Origin of the sequence: Acidovorax sp. ACV02, assembly GCF_014851475.1 — a bacterium.
GTDB lineage: Bacteria > Pseudomonadota > Gammaproteobacteria > Burkholderiales > Burkholderiaceae_C > Acidovorax > Acidovorax delafieldii.
Window position 1 is genome coordinate 299,347 of sequence record NZ_JACUZU010000001.1, and the last position, 16,589, is coordinate 315,935.

General features: G+C 66.0%; 17 protein-coding genes and 1 tRNA gene. 13 read left to right on the top strand and 5 right to left on the bottom strand.

Going from position 1 to position 16,589, the window contains the following annotated elements; genetic code table 11:
- The first annotated feature begins 9 nt into the window (after positions 1-9).
- Positions 10-2,199, top strand: a complete 2,190-nt coding sequence (locus tag IB236_RS01445; RefSeq protein ID WP_192418428.1) for a cyclic nucleotide-binding domain-containing protein — start codon at positions 10-12, stop codon at positions 2,197-2,199.
- Between the two features lie 124 nt (positions 2,200-2,323).
- Positions 2,324-2,746, top strand: coding sequence for a group II truncated hemoglobin (locus IB236_RS01450; protein ID WP_121943567.1), 423 nt, complete (start codon positions 2,324-2,326; stop codon positions 2,744-2,746).
- Between the two features lie 52 nt (positions 2,747-2,798).
- On the opposite strand, the gene IB236_RS01455 is transcribed toward IB236_RS01450, so the two are convergent.
- Positions 2,799-3,656 (bottom strand): helix-turn-helix domain-containing protein, encoded by an 858-nt coding sequence (locus IB236_RS01455; protein WP_192418430.1) that lies wholly within the window; start codon positions 3,654-3,656, stop codon positions 2,799-2,801.
- 103 nt (positions 3,657-3,759) lie between these two features.
- On the opposite strand from IB236_RS01455, the gene IB236_RS01460 reads away from it, so the two are divergent.
- From IB236_RS01460 to IB236_RS01485, 6 genes are all read left to right on the top strand, one after another.
- Complete coding sequence (locus IB236_RS01460) at positions 3,760-5,181, top strand: MFS transporter (RefSeq protein WP_192418432.1); 1,422 nt, start codon at positions 3,760-3,762, stop codon at positions 5,179-5,181.
- A gap of 110 nt (positions 5,182-5,291) precedes the next feature.
- Positions 5,292-5,765, top strand: coding sequence for a RidA family protein (locus IB236_RS01465; protein WP_192418434.1), 474 nt, complete (start codon positions 5,292-5,294; stop codon positions 5,763-5,765).
- Complete coding sequence (locus tag IB236_RS01470) at positions 5,762-6,175, top strand: GFA family protein (RefSeq protein WP_167514381.1); 414 nt, start codon at positions 5,762-5,764, stop codon at positions 6,173-6,175. Before IB236_RS01465 ends, IB236_RS01470 begins: the two co-directional genes overlap by 4 nt.
- A gap of 11 nt (positions 6,176-6,186) precedes the next feature.
- Positions 6,187-6,420 carry a hypothetical protein gene (locus IB236_RS01475; RefSeq protein ID WP_015012904.1) on the top strand — a complete coding sequence of 78 codons (234 nt, stop codon included), beginning with the start codon at positions 6,187-6,189 and terminating at the stop codon, positions 6,418-6,420.
- Positions 6,421-6,594: 174 nt separating this feature from the next.
- The gene (locus IB236_RS01480; protein WP_225580935.1) at positions 6,595-8,607 is read left to right on the top strand and encodes a bifunctional 2',3'-cyclic-nucleotide 2'-phosphodiesterase/3'-nucleotidase; all 2,013 of its coding nucleotides are present in this window, start codon (positions 6,595-6,597) and stop codon (positions 8,605-8,607) included.
- 262 nt (positions 8,608-8,869) lie between these two features.
- Positions 8,870-9,397: a midcut-by-XrtH protein gene (locus tag IB236_RS01485; protein ID WP_158605779.1), complete on the top strand. Its 528-nt coding sequence runs from the start codon at positions 8,870-8,872 to the stop codon at positions 9,395-9,397.
- Positions 9,398-9,494: 97 nt separating this feature from the next.
- On the opposite strand, the gene IB236_RS01490 is transcribed toward IB236_RS01485, so the two are convergent.
- Positions 9,495-10,211: a Smr/MutS family protein gene (locus tag IB236_RS01490; RefSeq protein ID WP_121943561.1), complete on the bottom strand. Its 717-nt coding sequence runs from the start codon at positions 10,209-10,211 to the stop codon at positions 9,495-9,497.
- Positions 10,208-10,921, bottom strand: coding sequence for a DNA repair protein RadC (gene radC, locus IB236_RS01495; protein ID WP_056060853.1), 714 nt, complete (start codon positions 10,919-10,921; stop codon positions 10,208-10,210). Before radC ends, IB236_RS01490 begins: the two co-directional genes overlap by 4 nt.
- Positions 10,922-11,009: 88 nt before the next feature.
- Between radC and IB236_RS01500 the strand changes: the two genes are divergently transcribed.
- Together IB236_RS01500 and ispH are read left to right on the top strand one after the other, a co-directional pair.
- Positions 11,010-11,474, top strand: a complete 465-nt coding sequence (locus IB236_RS01500) for a peptidylprolyl isomerase (protein WP_056060856.1) — start codon at positions 11,010-11,012, stop codon at positions 11,472-11,474.
- A complete protein-coding gene (ispH, locus tag IB236_RS01505; protein ID WP_192418438.1) occupies positions 11,474-12,469 on the top strand; it encodes a 4-hydroxy-3-methylbut-2-enyl diphosphate reductase in 996 nt (331 codons plus the stop codon). The genes IB236_RS01500 and ispH overlap by 1 nt, the downstream gene beginning before the upstream one ends.
- 129 nt (positions 12,470-12,598) lie before the next feature.
- Here ispH and IB236_RS01510 read toward each other — a convergent pair whose 3' ends face one another.
- Positions 12,599-13,327, bottom strand: a complete 729-nt coding sequence (locus IB236_RS01510) for an HPP family protein (protein ID WP_056060861.1) — start codon at positions 13,325-13,327, stop codon at positions 12,599-12,601.
- A gap of 168 nt (positions 13,328-13,495) precedes the next feature.
- Between IB236_RS01510 and IB236_RS01515 the strand changes: the two genes are divergently transcribed.
- The 3 genes from IB236_RS01515 to IB236_RS01525 all read left to right on the top strand — a co-directional run bounded on the left by IB236_RS01515 (position 13,496) and on the right by IB236_RS01525 (position 16,044).
- Positions 13,496-14,434 (top strand): threonine/serine dehydratase, encoded by a 939-nt coding sequence (locus tag IB236_RS01515; protein ID WP_192418440.1) that lies wholly within the window; start codon positions 13,496-13,498, stop codon positions 14,432-14,434.
- A 170-nt stretch (positions 14,435-14,604) separates the two neighbouring features.
- Positions 14,605-15,921: a serine--tRNA ligase gene (gene serS, locus IB236_RS01520; RefSeq protein WP_192418442.1), complete on the top strand. Its 1,317-nt coding sequence runs from the start codon at positions 14,605-14,607 to the stop codon at positions 15,919-15,921.
- Between the two features lie 33 nt (positions 15,922-15,954).
- Positions 15,955-16,044 (top strand) — tRNA-Ser (locus tag IB236_RS01525).
- Positions 16,045-16,317: 273 nt separating this feature from the next.
- Here the strand turns inward: IB236_RS01525 and IB236_RS01530 are convergent.
- Complete coding sequence (locus IB236_RS01530; RefSeq protein WP_192418444.1) at positions 16,318-16,587, bottom strand: hypothetical protein; 270 nt, start codon at positions 16,585-16,587, stop codon at positions 16,318-16,320.
- Positions 16,588-16,589: the final 2 nt, after the last annotated feature.

Sequence of the window (16,589 nt, forward strand, 5' to 3'; positions counted from 1 at the left end):
ACCTTCTCCATGCCGCCGACCGCACCCGTGACTGCCTCGCTGCATCGCCGTGCCGGGCCTTCGGCGGGGGCTGAGGTCGGGCCGTCGGCGCCGCAGCCCTCGGGCGCAGCAGCGGCGTGGTCTGCGACAGCGGTCACCGTGCCCCACGCCGTGGGGCTGGGGCTGCTGGCATTTGCGCCGCTGGCGGGCGAACATTCGCTGGCCGCGCTGGCTTTGTGGTCGGCTGCATTGCCCGGCCTGCTGCTGACCCTGGCGACACCCCGTGCCGGGGTGGTGTATGCACCGACCACGGTGGTGGCCCTGCTGTTTGCCGCCGTGCTGGCGACTGCCCACGGTGCGGCCCCGAGCCTGGGCCTGAGCGCCCGCCAGGTGCTGGCGGTCAGCGGTGCCACGGTGGCTTTGGCCTTTGTGTTCCAGTGGCTGCTGGGGGTGTTGCGGCTGGCGTCGGTGGCGCGGTTTCTTCCCATCTCGGTCACCCACGGGTTTGCAGCCGGTGTGGGCTTGTCGATGGTGGTGGGACAGGTGCGCAATGGCTTTGGTGCGGGTGCTGATGCGCTGTGGGACGCACGCACCGGCTGGCACCTGCTTGCTGCGCTGGCCGTGGTGGGGCTGGCCTGGGGGCTGCGCTGGCGCTGGCCCCGCATGCCGGGGCTGCTGTCGGCCGTGGCCCTGGTGGCACTGGCCGTGGCGCTGGCGGGGGTATGGGGTGTGGGGCTGGGCAGTGTGTTTGTGCCGGCCGTGCCGCCCAGCGTGTTTGCCTGGCCCATGCTGCCCGACTGGACGAGCATTCCCTGGATGGCCCTGGCCCGGCAGCAGGGCTCTGCTCTGGTGGTGCTGGCAGTACTGATGGCGCTGGTCAACAGCCTGGAGATTCTGGTATTCAACCAGGAGCTGGAGCTGGACCATGGCCTGCGTGGCAACGCCAACCTGGCGCTGCGCCGCGAGAGTTTGCTGGGTGCGCTGTGTGGGCTGATGGGCATGATTCCCGCATCCACCAGCGCGTCGCGTTCGCGCATTGTGCTGGCGCAGGCGGGGGCCTCGCGCGATGCCCCGCGCTGGCACGCAGCCATCATGCTGGGTGTGGCGCTCACCGGGGCTTGGTGGCTGCACTGGGTGCCCATGGCCTGTCTTGCCGGGGGGCTGGTGCTGGCGGGGCTGATGCAGGTGCCGGGCCTCATGTGGTCGCTGGGCTATGCCCGCCGGTCCCGGGTGACCTGGGCGCAAAGCTGGCTGGTGGCGCTGGTGTTTGCCGTGATGGGGGGCGTGGGGGCGCTGGTGGCTGGCCTGGTGGTGGCCACGTTTGTGCTGCTGCACGACTCTGCCGCCACGGTGCTGCGCCATGTGCGTCTGGATGGCGAGCTGCGCTCGCGGCGCTTGCGCCGTGCCGGGTCGGACAGCTGGCTGACGCCGCGCATGAACCAGGTGGCGGTGTTTGAACTGCAAGGCGTGATGTCTTTTGGCGTGGCTGCCCACCTGGCCGAGCAGGTGCGCATGCTGCTGCTGCCGCGCCATCGCTGGGTCATTCTGGACGCGGGCCGCGTGCCCGCGTGGGACAGCACGGCAATGGCCCAACTGCGAGCGCTGGTGCGCGATCTGGACCAGCAGGGCATCGCCGCGGCCGTGGCAGCCCTGGACCCCATGGCCGCCGAGCATGCGGGGGAGCATGTGCGCGCCTTTGCCGATCTGGACCGGGCGCTGGAATGGGCCGAGGTGGGCATCCTGTCGCAGCGGCCCATCGAGCAACGCCCCGTGCACCCCGAGCGCGATGTGCTGGGCGAGGTGGGCGAGGGCGTGCCCAAGGCCGCTGCCGAGGCCTTGCAGGCGCTGCTGGTGTCCCAGGCCGTCCCGCCCCATAGCGTGGTGTTTCATGCGGGGGATACAGACCATGACCTCCTCGTGGTCAAGTCCGGCCACATCACGCTGGTCACCCAATGGCCGCCCGACAAGGGCTTGCGCCTGGCCACCGTAGGCCCCGGCATGGCGTTTGGCGAAATGGCCTTCCTCAATGGTGCGGCCCGCAGTGCCTGCGCGGGCGCCGAACGTGGCCCGGCGCATCTGGTGCGTTTGTCGCGCGCGCATTTTGATGCCTGGGCAAGGCAGTACCCCGAGGCGGCCCTCACGGTGATGAACAACCTGGCCCAGATCGGCGCCCGGCGCCTGGCGGTGACCACGCGGCAGCTGCGGGCGGTGCTGGAGTAGCAGGGCAGGGCATCGGGTGTGGGAGTGCGGCTGTCCCAAGGTCCCACAAGGCGAATGAAAGGCCCTTGATTTCTATAATCAAAGGCTTCCCGACACCGCCTGGCAACCTCTCCTTGCCAACCCCATGGAATCCACCCCCTCGTCCTCCGCCGCAGATGCCCCCGTGGCCACCACCCCTTTTGAATGGATCGGCGGCGAAGAACGCGTGCGCGCCTTGACTGAGCGCTTCTATGACCTGATGGACCTGGAGCCCGGCTACACCGAGCTGCGTGCCGCCCATGGCAGCGACCTGGGCCAGGCGCGGCAAAAGCTGTTCATGTTTCTGTGCGGATGGCTGGGTGGCCCCTCGTACTACACCGACCAGTTTGGCCACCCGCGCCTGCGCGCGCGCCACATGCCGTTTGCCATCGGCATCAAGGAGCGCGACCAATGGGTGGCCTGCATGGACCAGGCCATGGGCGAGACCGGCGTGCCCGCCGACCTGCGCGTGCGGCTGAAAGAAAGCTTCATGGGCACGGCGGACTGGATGCGCAACAAAGGGGTGTAGCCCGCCAGTGAGGTGGCGCCAGGCAACAGACCGTTGACTGAAGCGTGAATACTCAGGCCGTCTTGCCGTTGTCCTCATCCCCGCGCTGGGCAAAGTAGCGGGCGGGTGACGTACCAAACACGCGACGGAACATGGCGATGAAGTTGCTGGGCGTGGCGTAGCCCAGGGTGTCGCCCACCTGGGCCACCGTCTCTCCGCGTGCCAGGGCCTCCAGCGCATGCACCAGCCCCGCCTGCTGGCGCCACTGCGCAAAGCTGGAGCCCAGTTCGGCCTGGCACAGGCGGCTGAGTGTGCGCGGTGACATACCGCCCCATGCGGCCCAGTCGGCCAAGGTGCGCGTGTCGCCCGGCGCCGCTAGCACGGCCTGGGCCACACGCAGCAGGCGTCGGTCGGTGGGCATGGGCAGGTGCAGCGGCTCGTGGGGTGCCGCCTGGATTTCGTCGAGAAGAACCTTCACCAGTCGGCGCTGTGCGGGTGTCGGTGTGTCATGTGCGTCCCAGTCCGTGGCACGGCGCACCAGCGCACGCAGGAGTTCGCTCACTCCAAAAACGCAAGGTTGCGACGGCAGGCTGCGCGATGCCTCGGGGGTGATTACCACATTCCACCCGCGCGTCACGCCACTGATGCTGGCGGTGTGGGGCATGCCGGGTGGGATCCAGCCCGCGCGGTGCGGGGGAAGCAGCCACGAGCCCTGGTGCGTGCGTACATGGATCAGCCCGTTTTCGATGCAGAACATCTGGCCACGCAGGTGGCTGTGCCAGTCGGTCTCGCGTGTTCCGAGCTGAAAGTCGCTAGAAGGCCGATGGTCGCCCCAGACTGCATACAGCGGCGGTCCGTCCCCCCGCTCGCTGAGTTCACGCAGAGCCGCGTTCACCGGACTGGATGGATTGCGCGATGGGGGTTCTGGCATTGTGGCCCAAATGCATTGTTTTTGGTCTGGACAACGTTATCACGATACCGCGTGCTGGCGGGAGACTGCAGGCTTCTTCTGTTTGACTTCTGGAGCAACTGCCATGTCTTCCGTTTCCCCTCCCGTTCCCGCCGCGCTGCTGCGCCCGGGGCTTCCTGCCTGGCTCATCGTCGCCATGGCCTGCATTGCCTCGTTCATGGTGGTGATGGACGGTTCCATCGTCAACGTGGCCCTGCCCGCCATGCAGCGTGACCTGGGCCTGGCGCATGGCACGCAGCAATGGGTGATCGACGCCTACTTGCTCACCCTGGGCGGCTGCATGCTTCTGGCAGCCCGCGCGGGCGACCTCTATGGCCGCCGGCCCGTGCTGCAGTGGGGGCTGGCGCTGTTCATTGTGGCCAGTTTGGCTGCCGGGTGGGCTCAGGGTGCTCCCATGCTGCTGGCTGCGCGCGCTGTGCAGGGTATGGGCGCCGCCGTATTGGCCACTTCTTCCATGACACTGGTGATGGCGGCGACCCATCACGACCCGCAGGCACGCGCCCGCGCGCTGTCGCTGTGGGCGGCGCTGAACTCTGCTGGGTTTGCGTTGGGCGTGGTGACTGGGGGCCTGCTGACCGAAGCCTTGGGCTGGCGTTGGGTCATGTTCGTCAACGTGCCCGTAGGGTTTGCCTTGATGGCGGGTGTCGCCTGGGGGCTGCTGCCGCCCCTGCGCGCTGGCCAGGTCCAGCGGCTGGATCTGCCGGGCGCGTTGTTCTCTACGTTGGGTTGTGCAGCTCTGGTATGGGGCATCACGCAGTCGGCGCAGCGGGGCTGGGGCAACCCGTGGGTGTTGGGTAGCCTGGGGGCTGCGGTGCTGTTGTGTGCATGTTTCGTGGTGGTGGAGCGGCGCAGCGCCCACCCGCTGGTGCGCCTGTCGGTGTTTGATCTGCCCGGGCTGCGCGTTGGCAACGTGCTCATGCTGGTGCTGGGGGCCACGCTGGCGGCGTCCGTCTATCTGCTATCGGCAGCGCTACAGCATGGGGTGGGGTACGGCCCGCTGGATACGGGCCTGGCCCTGCTGCCCATGGCGCTGGCCCTGGCGGCCATGCGCCAGTGTTTTGCGGGGCCCATGGCGGCTGGCAAGGCCGGGCGACTGCCGCTGTGGGGCTCCTTGGTGGCTGCAGCCGGGCTGGTGTGGCTGTGTGCGTTGCCGCCGCAGCCCGACTACCTGGCGGACGTGCTGGGCCCTGTGCTGTTGGTGGGCTGTGGTCTGGGCGCGCTGATTCTGTCGGCCACCCTGGCTGTGACGCGGGGCGTGCCGCCGCAGGATGCGGGCCTGGCATCGGGGCTGGCCAATACCGCCAGGCAACTGGGGGGTGCGTTGGGAGTGGCCTGTGTGGCCACACTGGCCGGGTCCGTGGGGCAAGGGGTAGAAGCGGTGGTGCCGCAGGCCGCCCTGCTGGCGGGTTACCATGTGGCGTTTGGCTTGACGGCCGTTCTCAGCCTCTTGTGTGGATGGGTGTCCATGGGTTTGCACAGGGGGTAGGGGTGTGGCGTGCTGGTGCCTGCCTATGATGGAGGTTGCTCGTGTTCCGCCCGTCGTTCGGCTGGTATCGCGTCCCCACTTCGCCACCCATTTTCAGGAGAACTTCCGCCATGTCACGCGATGCCCGTTTTCAGGAACAAGCCCAGGCGCTGGGCTACCGCTTTGATGGCGAGATCAAGATTGGTGGAAACTACGTTCCGCTCGTGCGGGACGGCCACCACATCTACCTGAGCGGGCAGATCCCGCGCGTGGGCGACACCGTGGTGGTCACGGGCGCTGCCGGGGCGGTCGCCACGCTGGCCGATGCGCAAAAAGCCGCGAAGGTGTGTGTGATGCGGGCGCTGGCCTTGTTGCAGCGCTCGCTGGGTTCGCTCGATGCCGTGCAATCCATTTTGCGCATTACCGTATACGTGCAGTCGGCGCCTGCCTTCACGCAGCAAAGCGAGGTGGCCGATGGTGCCTCCGAGGTGCTGTTTGCCGTGCTGGGCGAGGCTGGTGCCCACACCCGCACCTCGGTGGGTGTGCTGCAGCTGCCCAAGAACGCGACGGTGGAGGTGGACTTGATCGCGTCGGTGGCGCCATGACGACGCCTGCTGCTGTGCAGCGAGGCAGCTGCCTGTGTGGAGGCGTGCGTTACGAAACCACGGCGCCATTGCAGGGTGCATCGCACTGCCACTGTTCGATGTGCCGCAAGGCGCATGGTGCGGCGTTTGGCAGCTATGGCAGCGTGTTGCGTGTGCACCATCGCTTCGTGTCTGGGCAAGGGCTGACGCGCACCTACCGGTCTTCGCCCCTGGTCACGCGCACGTTTTGCTCGGTGTGTGGCTCGCCCTTGCTGTGGCACAGCGAAGGCCCCTATAGCGAGTGGGTGGCCGTGCCGCTGGGTACCTTGGACACCGCCTACGAGACCCCGCCCCAAAAGCACATCCATGTGGCCTCCAAAGCCGCATGGGTAGTGATCTGTGATGGTTTTCGGCAAGAGGCCGAAGGATAGATCGGTACCCCATGGCAGCACCGTTGAACGCTCACCCCCGTTTTAATGTTTTCGGTCGCATCGTCGAAGTGCGCCGCGAAGGTGCGCTGTGGCAGGCCTACCGCGTGGGCGCAGATGGCAAGCGCTCGCCGTCGGGCTTTGTGATCCCCGACTTTGTCCAAGAGCATGAGCTGGCACAGTTTCTGGAAGACCTGTTCCACGAAAGCGCCTCGCCGCACAACGGCGACGTGTACCGTATCGATTGAGTCGCAGCAAGGCGCACTGACCGCAGCACGAGGCACAAGTGTTGCGGCCACGTTGCCACGTCACACCGCTGTCAAACCCGGCCCAGACACTCGGTCCCTTGTTTCAATTCGGGACTGTTCATGTCTGAACGCACTCTGGGCTTTCTGATTTCTCCTTCGCATGTTTCACGCCGCATGGCTGCATGGGGCATGGTGGCGCTGGCCGCGTCGCTGGCTGCCTGCGGCGGCAGCAGCGACAACGCCAGCAGCAACGCGGGCGCCACGGCCACGCTGGCCGTGCTGGAGACCACCGACCTGCACTTCAACGTGCGCAGCTACGACTACTTCAAGCTGGCCGAAGACAAAAGCTACGGCTTTGAGCGCACGGCCACGCTGGTGCGCGCGGCCCGCAAGGAGTTTGCCAACACGCTGCTGGTGGACAACGGCGACACCATCCAGGGCACTGCGCTGGCCGACTACGAGGCCAGCATCAGCCCTATCCCGTGCACGCAGCAGCTGTCCATGTACAAGGCTATGGGCGCGCTGGGCTTTGATGCGGGCACGCTGGGCAACCACGAGTTCAACTACGGCCTGCCCTTCCTGAACCAGGTGCTGGGCGGCGGGCTGGATGTGGACGGCGTGGACCACTCCAAGAAATGCGCAGGCGCTGGCTACCCCGCCGTGCTGGCCAACGTGTACAGCAATAAGACCAAGAAGCCGCTGGTGCAGCCCTACACGCTGCTGGAGCGCACGCTGGTGGCCAAGGGTACGGATGGCAAGGAAGTGAAGCTGCCGATCAAGATCGGCGTGATCGGCTTTACCACCCCCGGCATCATGAACTGGGACAAGCGCTACCTGGAAGGCAAGGTCTACACCGAAGGCGCCGTTGAGTCCGCCAACAAGTACGTGCCCGAGCTGCGCGCCAAGGGGGCTGACATCGTGGTGGCTTTGTTGCACGGCGGGCTCGACAGTGCCGCCTACTCGGCCACCATGGAGAACCCGGGCCTGTACCTGTCGAAGGTGGCGGGTATCGACGCGATGGTGATGGGCCACCAGCATGGCGTGTTCCCCGACACGGCCGCCACGCCCAGCTTCAACCTGGCCGGTGTGGACCACAAGGCGGGCACCATCAACGGCGTGCCTGCCGTCATGGCCAGCTCCTGGGGCAAGGCCCTGGGTGTGGTGCAACTGGCGCTGCAATGGGACGGCAGCAAGTGGGTGGTCAACAAGTCCGCCAGCAAGAGCGAGCTGCGCAACATCCAGAACAAGAATGCCGCAGGCGCCACGGTGACCGTGGACGCCGACCCCGCCATCGCCCCGCTGATCGAGACCCAGCACCAGGCCGCGATCCAGTACGTGAAGACACCCATCGGCCAGACCGACTTCCGCATGAGCACGTTGTTTGCCGACGTGGGCGACCCCGGCGCGATCCAGATCGTGAACCAGGCGCAGCAGGCTTATGTGGCGGCCTACATCAAGGCCAGCCTGCCGCAGTATGCGCAGCTGCCGGTGTTGTCGGTGAGCGCACCGTTCAAGAGCGGCTTTCAGGGCGGGGCCGATTACACCGACGTGGCCGTGGGCCCGCTGGCCATCAACAACGCGGCCGACCTGTACCTGTACCCCAACACCGTCTACGCGGTGAAGGTCAACGGTGGCGACATCAAGAACTGGCTCGAAGCCGCCGCCAAGCGCTTCAACCAGATCGACCCGGCCAAGACCACCGAGCAACAGCTCATCAGCACCTTCCCTGGGTACAACTTCGACATGTTCACCACGGCGGACATGCAGTACGAGATCGACGTGACCCAGCCCGTGGGCAGCCGCATCAAGAACCTGACGTACCTGGGCAAGCCCATCGATGTGGCGCATGAGTTCGTGATCGCCACCAACAACTACCGCGCCACCAGCGGCAAGAGCTTCATCGACAAGCTCGACGGCTCGGGCACCATCTGGGCCTCGCCCGACGCCAACCGCGACGTGGTGATCGACTACATCCGCAAGAACCCGGCAGTGACGCGCGCGGCCAACGGCGCTGCCAAGAGCTGGCGCTTTGCCAAGGCCACGGTGGCGGGTCCGGTGGTGTTCAGCTCAGGCGCCAATGCCCTCAGCGTGGCGCAGGCGGCCGGGCTGGGCAATGTGTCGCTGCTGGCGGCCGATGACGGCTCGGGCAAGGGCACGTCTAAGTACGGGATCGACCTCTCGAAGTAATGCGGGAGTGAAGGGGCGGGCGCTCTCCCCAGTTCCCGCTTTCCGGTTTGGCCGAGGGCGGGGCTGTTCTGCGACTGCCTATGGGTGGCCGAACGGCAGTTTCGGTGCACGGAATCTCCTTGACGGTGTTGTCAGCGGCGGCTGATGATGGGCACAAACACCGTCTCTTGGAGACAAAGTGTTACGTGTTAGAGTGACCGTCATGGGCGAACCATGGCTCCCCATCGGGGCCCATCTCCCGCAATTCTCTTTTGGAGTCACTATGAACCAAATCGCCATCCGCCAATCGGCCTGCGCAGGGTTGGGGCTGTTTTCCTCGTTTGCGGTGCTGGCCCAGCCGGCTTCCGGCGGAGTCATCAGCTTCGGATTGGGTTCCTCCATTCCCACCTTGTCGGATTGGGGGATGATGGCTTTGGTCGGTGCCTTGGGACTGTTTGCCTGGAATGCCTTCCGCCGTGCGGGGCACGGAGCCAAGTTCTACTCTCTGTTGGCTGCGGCGGTGGCGGTGACCCTGGTATTGGGTAGTGTCTTTGGCGCACGCAATGCCTACTCTAATGGCAGCATCAATGCTGCCAACTACATTGGGTCTTCGTACAACTTCCCGGCCAATATTGACGAGGTGGTCTACAACGCCGGGGATAAAGATGTGTTTATCCTGAGCATTCAGGCGACTCCCGGTTATACGGTCGTGACGCCCAATACCCTGCCCCAATGCCAGGTAGGAATGAAGATCCCAGCCCATAGCGCCATTCCCTTTTGCTACGTCCGGGTTCAGGGTGGTCCGGTTTGAGCGGAAGCTTTACGGTCAAATCTTAGAAGAGTATCGTGCGGGTGATGCCGTACGGTTGCTCTGAAATATATAGCGATCAGTGCTTTTCTGGCAAGCGCTAGGGCCTATTTCGCAGCATCTTCCGCGCTGAGCGTAGCAGCACCACCAACGCACCTGCTCCACCTTCATCCCCCCGGGCTTGCACAAAGGCCAGGACTTCGTTTTTCTGCACCAGCCAGCTGTGTACCCGACCTTTGAGCACCGGACTTTTCCCCGGTGAACCCAGGCCTTTGCCGTGCACCACGCGCACGCAGCGCTTGCCTTGCTTTTGCGCGTCGCGCAGGAACTGGCCCAGGGCCTCGCGGGCTTCGTCGGTGCGCAGGCCGTGCAGGTCCAGTTGTGCCTGCAGTGTCCACTCTCCCTTGCGCAGTCGCCGCGTGATGTCCGGCCCCACGCCGGGGCGGCGAAAGCTCAGGGCCTCGTCAGTTTCGAGCAGAGAGCTCACATCAAAGTCGTCGCTGATGGATTCGAGCAGCACGCGCTGTTCGTCCAACTGGTGTTGCACGGGGATGGGAGGGGGCAACTTGGGCTCATGCTCCACGGTGCCGGGGGGGCGCATGCGGTGCACCGGGCCCACAGCCAGTTCGAAAAAGCGGTGGGCATCGCGGGCGCGGCGATCGGCCTCCTGACGGGCCTTCTCGTGTGCGGCGGCCTCGGCGCGGTCTTGTTCCAGTTGCTTGCGGATCTGCTTCAGGTCTTGCAGCGAATGTATGACATTGGCAGCATTGGCCACCGAGGTGTCAGCGATGGAGGAACGAGATGGCCGAGGGCTCATACCAGGCCCTTTTCTGCCATCGACAGCGCCTGGCCCGGCGCCACGATCACATGGTCGAGCACGCGCACATCCACCAGGGCCAGCGTGGTCTTCAGGGTCTGGGTCAGCGCCTCGTCGGCGCGGCTGGGTTGCACGCTGCCGCTGGGGTGGTTGTGGGCAAGCACCACAGCGGCGGCCTGGTGGTGCAGGGCGCGCAGCACCACCTCGCGCGGGTACACACTGGTCTGCGTGAGCGTGCCGCGAAACAGCTCCTCCAGCGCCAACAGGCGGTTTTGTGCGTCCAGAAACAGCACCGCAAACACCTCGTGTCCCTTGGCGGCCAGGTGCAGTTGCAAATAGTGCTTGACGGTATCGGGCGAGTCGAACACCTCGCGTTCGCGCAGCTGCTGGGCCAGGGCGCGGCGGGCCAGCTCCAGCACGGCCACCAGCTCGGCGCGTTTGGCGGGGCCCAGGCCCTTGATGCGTTCCAGGTCGGCCGCGCTGGTGTGCAACAGCCCGGCAATGCCGCCAAAGCCGCCGGTGACGGCGCCCGTGTCCGGGTCAATGCCGGGCGGGTCCAGCAGCTCCTGCGCCATCTGCAGCACGCCCTTGCCCACGATGCCCGTGCGCAGCAGGATGGCCAGCAGCTCGGCATCGGCCAGCGCGGCGGGGCCGCGCGCCAGCAGTTTTTCGCGGGGCTGGGCGTCGGCGGGCAGGTCTTTGATGGCCATGGAAGAGGAGGTGGGACGCGCCAGCAGCGGTGGCTGCGCTAGGGGTTTGCCCGGTTTTCTACAATCGCGGCAGTTTATCGGGACTCTCATGACCTCTATTTCCACCTCCCTTCCCACTGTTCAGCCGGGCTCCTTCCTCACGCTGCACTACCGCCTGGCCGGCCCGGCGGGGGATGTGATCAACACTTTTACCGACAAACCCGCCACCCTGTCGCTGGGCACGGGCGAGCTGTCGCCCGCCATGGAACAGCGCCTGCTAGGCCTGGCCGAGGGCACGCGCACCACGTTCGAGCTGCCTGCGGGCGAGGCCTTTGGCGAGCGCAACCCCGACATGCAGCAGTGGGTGGCGCGCAAGCTGATGAACGAGCTGGGTGACCCCGACGAAAAATACAACGTGGGCGACGTGGTCCAGTTCCCCACGCCCGACGGCCAGGGCAGCTACGCCGGGGCCGTGATGCAGGTGCGTGACGACGGCGCCGTGCTGTTCGACTTCAACCACCCGCTGGCGGGCCAGCCCGTGACTTTTGAAGTGCAGCTGATCGGGATCCTGTGATGCTGGCGCCGAAAGAAATCCTGCTGGCCGAGCCGCGTGGCTTTTGCGCCGGTGTGGACCGCGCCATCGAGATCGTGGAGCGCGCCATCCAGAAGTTTGGCGCCCCCATCTATGTGCGCCACGAAATCGTGCACAACACCTACGTGGTGAACGACCTCAAGGCCAAGGGCGCGATCTTTATCGAAGAGCTGTCGGACGTGCCGCCTGGCGCCACGCTGGTCTTCAGCGCCCACGGCGTGAGCAAGGCCGTGCAGCAAGAGGCCGAGGCGCGTGGCTTCAGCATCTTCGATGCCACCTGCCCGCTGGTGACCAAGGTACACGTCGAAGTAGCCAAGCTCGCCAAAGAGGGCTACGAGTTCATCATGATCGGCCACAAGGGCCACCCCGAGGTGGAGGGCACGATGGGCCAGCTCGACCACGGCATCCACCTGGTGGAAGATGTGGAAGACGTGGCGCGCGTGCAGCCCGCGCAGACCGAAAAGCTGGCCGTGGTCACACAGACCACGCTGAGTGTGGACGATGCGGCCGAGATATCTGCCGCCGTGCGCGCGCGCTTCCCCAGCGTGCGCGAGCCCAAGCAGCAGGACATCTGCTACGCCACCCAGAACCGGCAGGACGCCGTGAAGGTGCTGAGCCCGCAGGTGGACGTGGTGATCGTGGTGGGCAGCCCCACCAGCTCCAACAGCAACCGCCTGCGCGAGTTGGCGGCCAAGCTGGGCACCACCGCCTACATGGTGGACAGTGCTGACGAGCTGCAGGGCGATTGGTTCAAGGGCCGTTCGCGCGTGGGGCTCACGGCGGGCGCATCGGCGCCTGAAATCCTGGTGCAGCAGGTCATCGACCGCATCAAGGCGCTGGGCGCTGTGTCGGTCCGCACCATGGCGGGCATCGAGGAAACCATCAAGTTCCCGCTGCCCAAGGGGCTCAAGATCGACGCGGCCACGGGGCTGGAGATTCGTGAGCGCACGCCAGAGACAGGTCCATCGGCCCACTGACGGTGGCGTGAAGGGCCGCCGGTGATCGTGCAAGGGCGCCAACAGGCGCACTTTTTATTAACTCCTGAATTGATAGCGGCTGGCGCATATTCTTCTAGCGCCAGCGGCCATTTTTATTCAAATATCCCCTTACAAGGGCACGGCGGGCCCGCTCCACAGGTCCAGCGGCGGGTCGGCCGCCACGGCGCGCAGGATGTCGGTGCGCGAGATAAAGCCCGACAGCACGCCCGCCTCGTCCGTCACCGGCAGGCCGGGCAGGCCCGTGTCCAGCAGCACGGCAGCCACGCGGCGCAGCTCGGTGTCGGGGGAGACCGTGGGCACCGGGCTCACCATCACCTCGGCCACCGGGCGGCGGGCCAGGTCGATGGCCTGTTTGACGGCGCCGGGCTCGGGCAGCAAGTCCAGTGGCGCCATGTCGGCCCTCAGCAGCAGTCCGATCACGCGGCCCAGCACATCGACGACGGGCGCCTGCGCCACTTTGTGCTCGGCCAGGGTCTGCCAGGCATCGTTCACACGCACGTCGGGCGCCACACTCACGCCGCCGGTGGTCATCACATCGCTCACCTTGGTCAACGGCTGGCGGGTGCTGGCCTGGGGGCCTTGCTCGGTCTGTGCGTAGGCGCTCACCGCGTCGTGCATGCGCAGGTTGACGATAGCCGCAGGCGCAGCAGCGTTGGTGTCGGCCGCAGTGGGGCGGGGCGGGGCCGTGAAGACGGGGCCTGGCTGGCCATCTTGTGCGTCCATGGCCCGCGTGCGCAGGGCCTGCGGGCGCTGCACGCTGCGCACCGCAGAAATACGTGCCAGGTTTTCGGGGCCACCCCGGTACATCTGGCCTGACGGGCCGAACACAAAGAACATGATTTTTCTCCTGCGCGCAGGCCGGCCAGCGCGGTGGGGTGGGGACTGCTCTGCCCATGTTATCGGCAGTTGTGCGGCGCGCGTGCAGTCAGCGTTGTGTCTGCATGTTGCGGGCAGCCCCTACACTGCCCCCTTCTTTTGACACCATCTGCCATTCGGAGCCCCTGCATGATCGACCGCGCCGCCATTGCCGCTGCCCGCCGCCAACTGGCCACCCAGCCCGACTTTCTGCGCACCACGCCGCTGATGCGCCTGTCCGGCAAGTCCTTGGGCGTGGACTGTGCAGAGGTCTGGCTCAAGCTGGAGCATTTGCAGGTGGGCGGCAGCTTCAAGGCGCGCGGCATGTTGTACCGCCTGCTGGCCAACCCGGTGCCCGAGAGCGGCGTGATCATTGCCTCCGGCGGCAACGCCGGCATTGCTGTGGCGGCGGCCGCCCAGGCCCTGGGGGTGCGCTGCGAGGTCTTTGTGCCCGAGGTCTCGCCCGAGGCCAAACGTGCCCGCCTGCGCGCGCTGGGGGCCGAGGTGGTCGTCACTGGCGCCGCATATTCCGAAGCCTTTGAAGCCTGCGTGGCCCGTCAGAAGGCCACGGGTGCGCTGCAGGCCCATGCCTATGACCAGCCCGAAGTGGTGGCAGGCGCGGGCACGCTGGCGCTGGAGATCGAAGAGCAGGGTGGCCGCCTGCCCGACTCGGTGCTGGTCAGCGTGGGTGGTGGCGGCCTCATTGGCGGTGTGGCCGCGTGGGTGGAGAGTCGCGCCCATGTGGTGGCACTGGAGCCCGAACGCGCGCCCACGCTGTACGCCGCGCGGGCTGCGGGCCAGCCGGTGGATGTGGACGTGGGTGGCGTGGCCGCTGACTCGCTGGGTGCCAAGCGCATCGGCGCCATTGGCTGGAAAGTGAGCCAGCGCCATGTGCACGATGCGTTGCTGCTGCCCGATGACGCCATCCGCGCGGCCCAGCTGTGGCTGTGGAAGGAGTTGAAACTGGCTGTGGAACCCGCCGCCGCGCTGGGCCTGGCCGCACTGCAAACCGGCGCCTACAAGCCCCAGCCACAAGAAATGGTGGCCCTGATTCTCTGCGGCGCCAACTTTGATCCGGCAAATCTATAGCCCCCTGAGCCGCTGCGCGTCTTCCCCCTCAAGGGGGTCGCCCCCAGCGCGGCGGGGCGGCCCTTGTGCGGGGGCACTGATCTAGTGCGTGCCAGTGGCCAGGGCTCTGCACGACAGCTGTGCCGTTGCTTTGAACTTGGCTTTTCTGCCAGCCCTCTAAAATCGACCCCATGCTTGACATTCTTCTCCTCCGCAAAGACCTCGACACCGCCATCGCGCGGCTGGAAACCCGAAAAAAGCCCCAGGCCTTCCTGGACGTCTCCGCTTTCCAGGCCCTGGAGTCCGAGCGCAAGACGCTGCAGACCCGCACCGAAGAGCTGCAGGCCCAGCGCAACCAGCTGTCCAAGCAGGTCGGCATGCTGATGAGCCGGGGTGACAAGGACGGCGCCGAAGCCGTCAAGGCCCAGGTGGCCGCAGGCAAGGTGGAGCTGGAGCAATCCGCCGCACGCCTGGAGCAGATCCAATCCGAACTGTTGGCCATGTTGGTGGCCGTGCCCAACTTGCCGCACGAGTCCGTGCCGGTGGGCAGCGACGAAGCTGGCAACGTGGAAGTGCGCCGCTGGGGCACGCCTGCCAAGTTCGATTTCGAAGTGAAGGACCATGTCGATGTCGGCACCCCGCTGGGCCTCGATTTCGACATGGGCGTCAAGTTGTCGGGCTCGCGCTTCACCGTGATGAAGGGCCCCATCGCCCGCCTGCACCGCGCATTGAGCCAGTTCATGCTGGATGTGCAGACAGAGGAGCACGGCTACACCGAATGCTATGTGCCCTACGCCGTGAATGCCGACTCCCTCAAGGGCACCGGCCAGTTGCCCAAGTTCGAGGGCGATCTGTTTGCCGCCAAGAAGGGCGGCCAGGACGGCGAGCCCGTGCCCGACAACGCGGCCCTCTACCTCATCCCCACCAGCGAAGTACCACTGACCAACTTTGTGCGCGACGTGGTGGTGGCCGAGTCCGATCTGCCCATCAAGCTCACGGCCCACACGCCGTGCTTCCGCTCCGAAGCCGGCAGCTACGGCCGTGACACGCGCGGCATGATCCGCCAGCACCAGTTCGACAAGGTCGAGATGGTGCAGATCGTGCACCCCGACAAGAGCTACGAAGCGCTGGAGGAAATGACCCGCCACGCAGAAGCCGTGCTGCAAAAACTGGGCCTGCCCTACCGCGTGATGAGCCTGTGCACCGGCGACATGGGCTTTGGCGCCGCCAAGACCTACGACCTGGAAGTGTGGCTGCCCGCGCAGAACACCTACCGCGAGATCAGCTCGGTGAGCAACTGCGAAGCCTTCCAGGCCCGCCGCCTGCAAGCCCGCTTCAAGAATGCCCAAGGCAAGAACGAGCTGCTGCACACCCTGAACGGCTCGGGCCTGGCCGTGGGTCGCACGCTGGTGGCAGTGCTCGAAAACTACCAGCAGGCGGATGGCAGTGTGATGGTGCCCGAGGTGCTGCGCCCCTACCTGGGCGGCGCCGCGGTGCTCAAGCCTTGAAAATCTGGCTATAATCTAAGGCTTCGACACATAGGAGAGGTGGCAGAGTGGTCGAATGTACCTGACTCGAAATCAGGCGTAGTGGCAACACTACCGTGGGTTCGAATCCCACCCTCTCCGCCAGTACAAAGGAAACCCCGCTAGCAATTTGGTAGCGGGGTTTTTCTTTTGGTGTGGCCGTGTAGCCACCATGTAGCCAGTGGTGCGCAGTTTCGTACCGTGTAGCCAGCATGTAGCCACCGGATAAAGCAACAAAAAAGCCCCACAGCGGGGGCTCTTTAGGGTCTGACATAACAGGGGGCTCGCGCACGCGCGCGGAACGTTCCGGGTTTACCTCCGTACTTCGCGGTACTTTAGGTCGGCTCTCCCGGAACCTTGGGCTTTCAGGCGGTTTCTTTAAGCCCCATTCCCCGGCCCTTTGCGCAGGTCGTCCGGCAGCTTCCAGGCATCGCGGTCGCGGCCATACAGCGGCGGCGGCCTCCAGTGGCCTTGCACCAGCGCAGACAGCCCCGTGATGATCAGCCGGTCTATCAGTGCCTGTGTGTTGCTGTTCGGGTAAAGCCCCTGCGCGGCCTGTAGCGCCTGCACGGCAGCCGCGCCCGGCATGTAGTCCACCCGCATCCGGCCAGCCCTTGCGGTCGTTTGATTCGCTTTGATTGCTTTCATTG

Coding starts and splice junctions, on each gene's coding strand:
- IB236_RS01500 (WP_056060856.1), top strand. CDS start 11,010: ATGACCTCTATTTCCACCTCCCTTCCCACTGTTCAGCCGGGCTCCTTC.
- serS (WP_192418442.1), top strand. CDS start 14,605: ATGCTTGACATTCTTCTCCTCCGCAAAGACCTCGACACCGCCATCGCG.
- ispH (WP_192418438.1), top strand. CDS start 11,474: ATGCTGGCGCCGAAAGAAATCCTGCTGGCCGAGCCGCGTGGCTTTTGC.
- IB236_RS01480 (WP_225580935.1), top strand. CDS start 6,595: ATGGCTGCATGGGGCATGGTGGCGCTGGCCGCGTCGCTGGCTGCCTGC.
- IB236_RS01455 (WP_192418430.1), bottom strand. CDS start 3,656: ATGCCAGAACCCCCATCGCGCAATCCATCCAGTCCGGTGAACGCGGCT.
- IB236_RS01470 (WP_167514381.1), top strand. CDS start 5,762: ATGACGACGCCTGCTGCTGTGCAGCGAGGCAGCTGCCTGTGTGGAGGC.
- IB236_RS01450 (WP_121943567.1), top strand. CDS start 2,324: ATGGAATCCACCCCCTCGTCCTCCGCCGCAGATGCCCCCGTGGCCACC.
- IB236_RS01515 (WP_192418440.1), top strand. CDS start 13,496: ATGATCGACCGCGCCGCCATTGCCGCTGCCCGCCGCCAACTGGCCACC.
- IB236_RS01530 (WP_192418444.1), bottom strand. CDS start 16,587: ATGAAAGCAATCAAAGCGAATCAAACGACCGCAAGGGCTGGCCGGATG.
- IB236_RS01460 (WP_192418432.1), top strand. CDS start 3,760: ATGTCTTCCGTTTCCCCTCCCGTTCCCGCCGCGCTGCTGCGCCCGGGG.
- radC (WP_056060853.1), bottom strand. CDS start 10,921: ATGGCCATCAAAGACCTGCCCGCCGACGCCCAGCCCCGCGAAAAACTG.
- IB236_RS01490 (WP_121943561.1), bottom strand. CDS start 10,211: ATGAGCCCTCGGCCATCTCGTTCCTCCATCGCTGACACCTCGGTGGCC.
- IB236_RS01445 (WP_192418428.1), top strand. CDS start 10: ATGCCGCCGACCGCACCCGTGACTGCCTCGCTGCATCGCCGTGCCGGG.
- IB236_RS01475 (WP_015012904.1), top strand. CDS start 6,187: ATGGCAGCACCGTTGAACGCTCACCCCCGTTTTAATGTTTTCGGTCGC.
- IB236_RS01465 (WP_192418434.1), top strand. CDS start 5,292: ATGTCACGCGATGCCCGTTTTCAGGAACAAGCCCAGGCGCTGGGCTAC.
- IB236_RS01485 (WP_158605779.1), top strand. CDS start 8,870: ATGAACCAAATCGCCATCCGCCAATCGGCCTGCGCAGGGTTGGGGCTG.
- IB236_RS01510 (WP_056060861.1), bottom strand. CDS start 13,327: ATGTTCTTTGTGTTCGGCCCGTCAGGCCAGATGTACCGGGGTGGCCCC.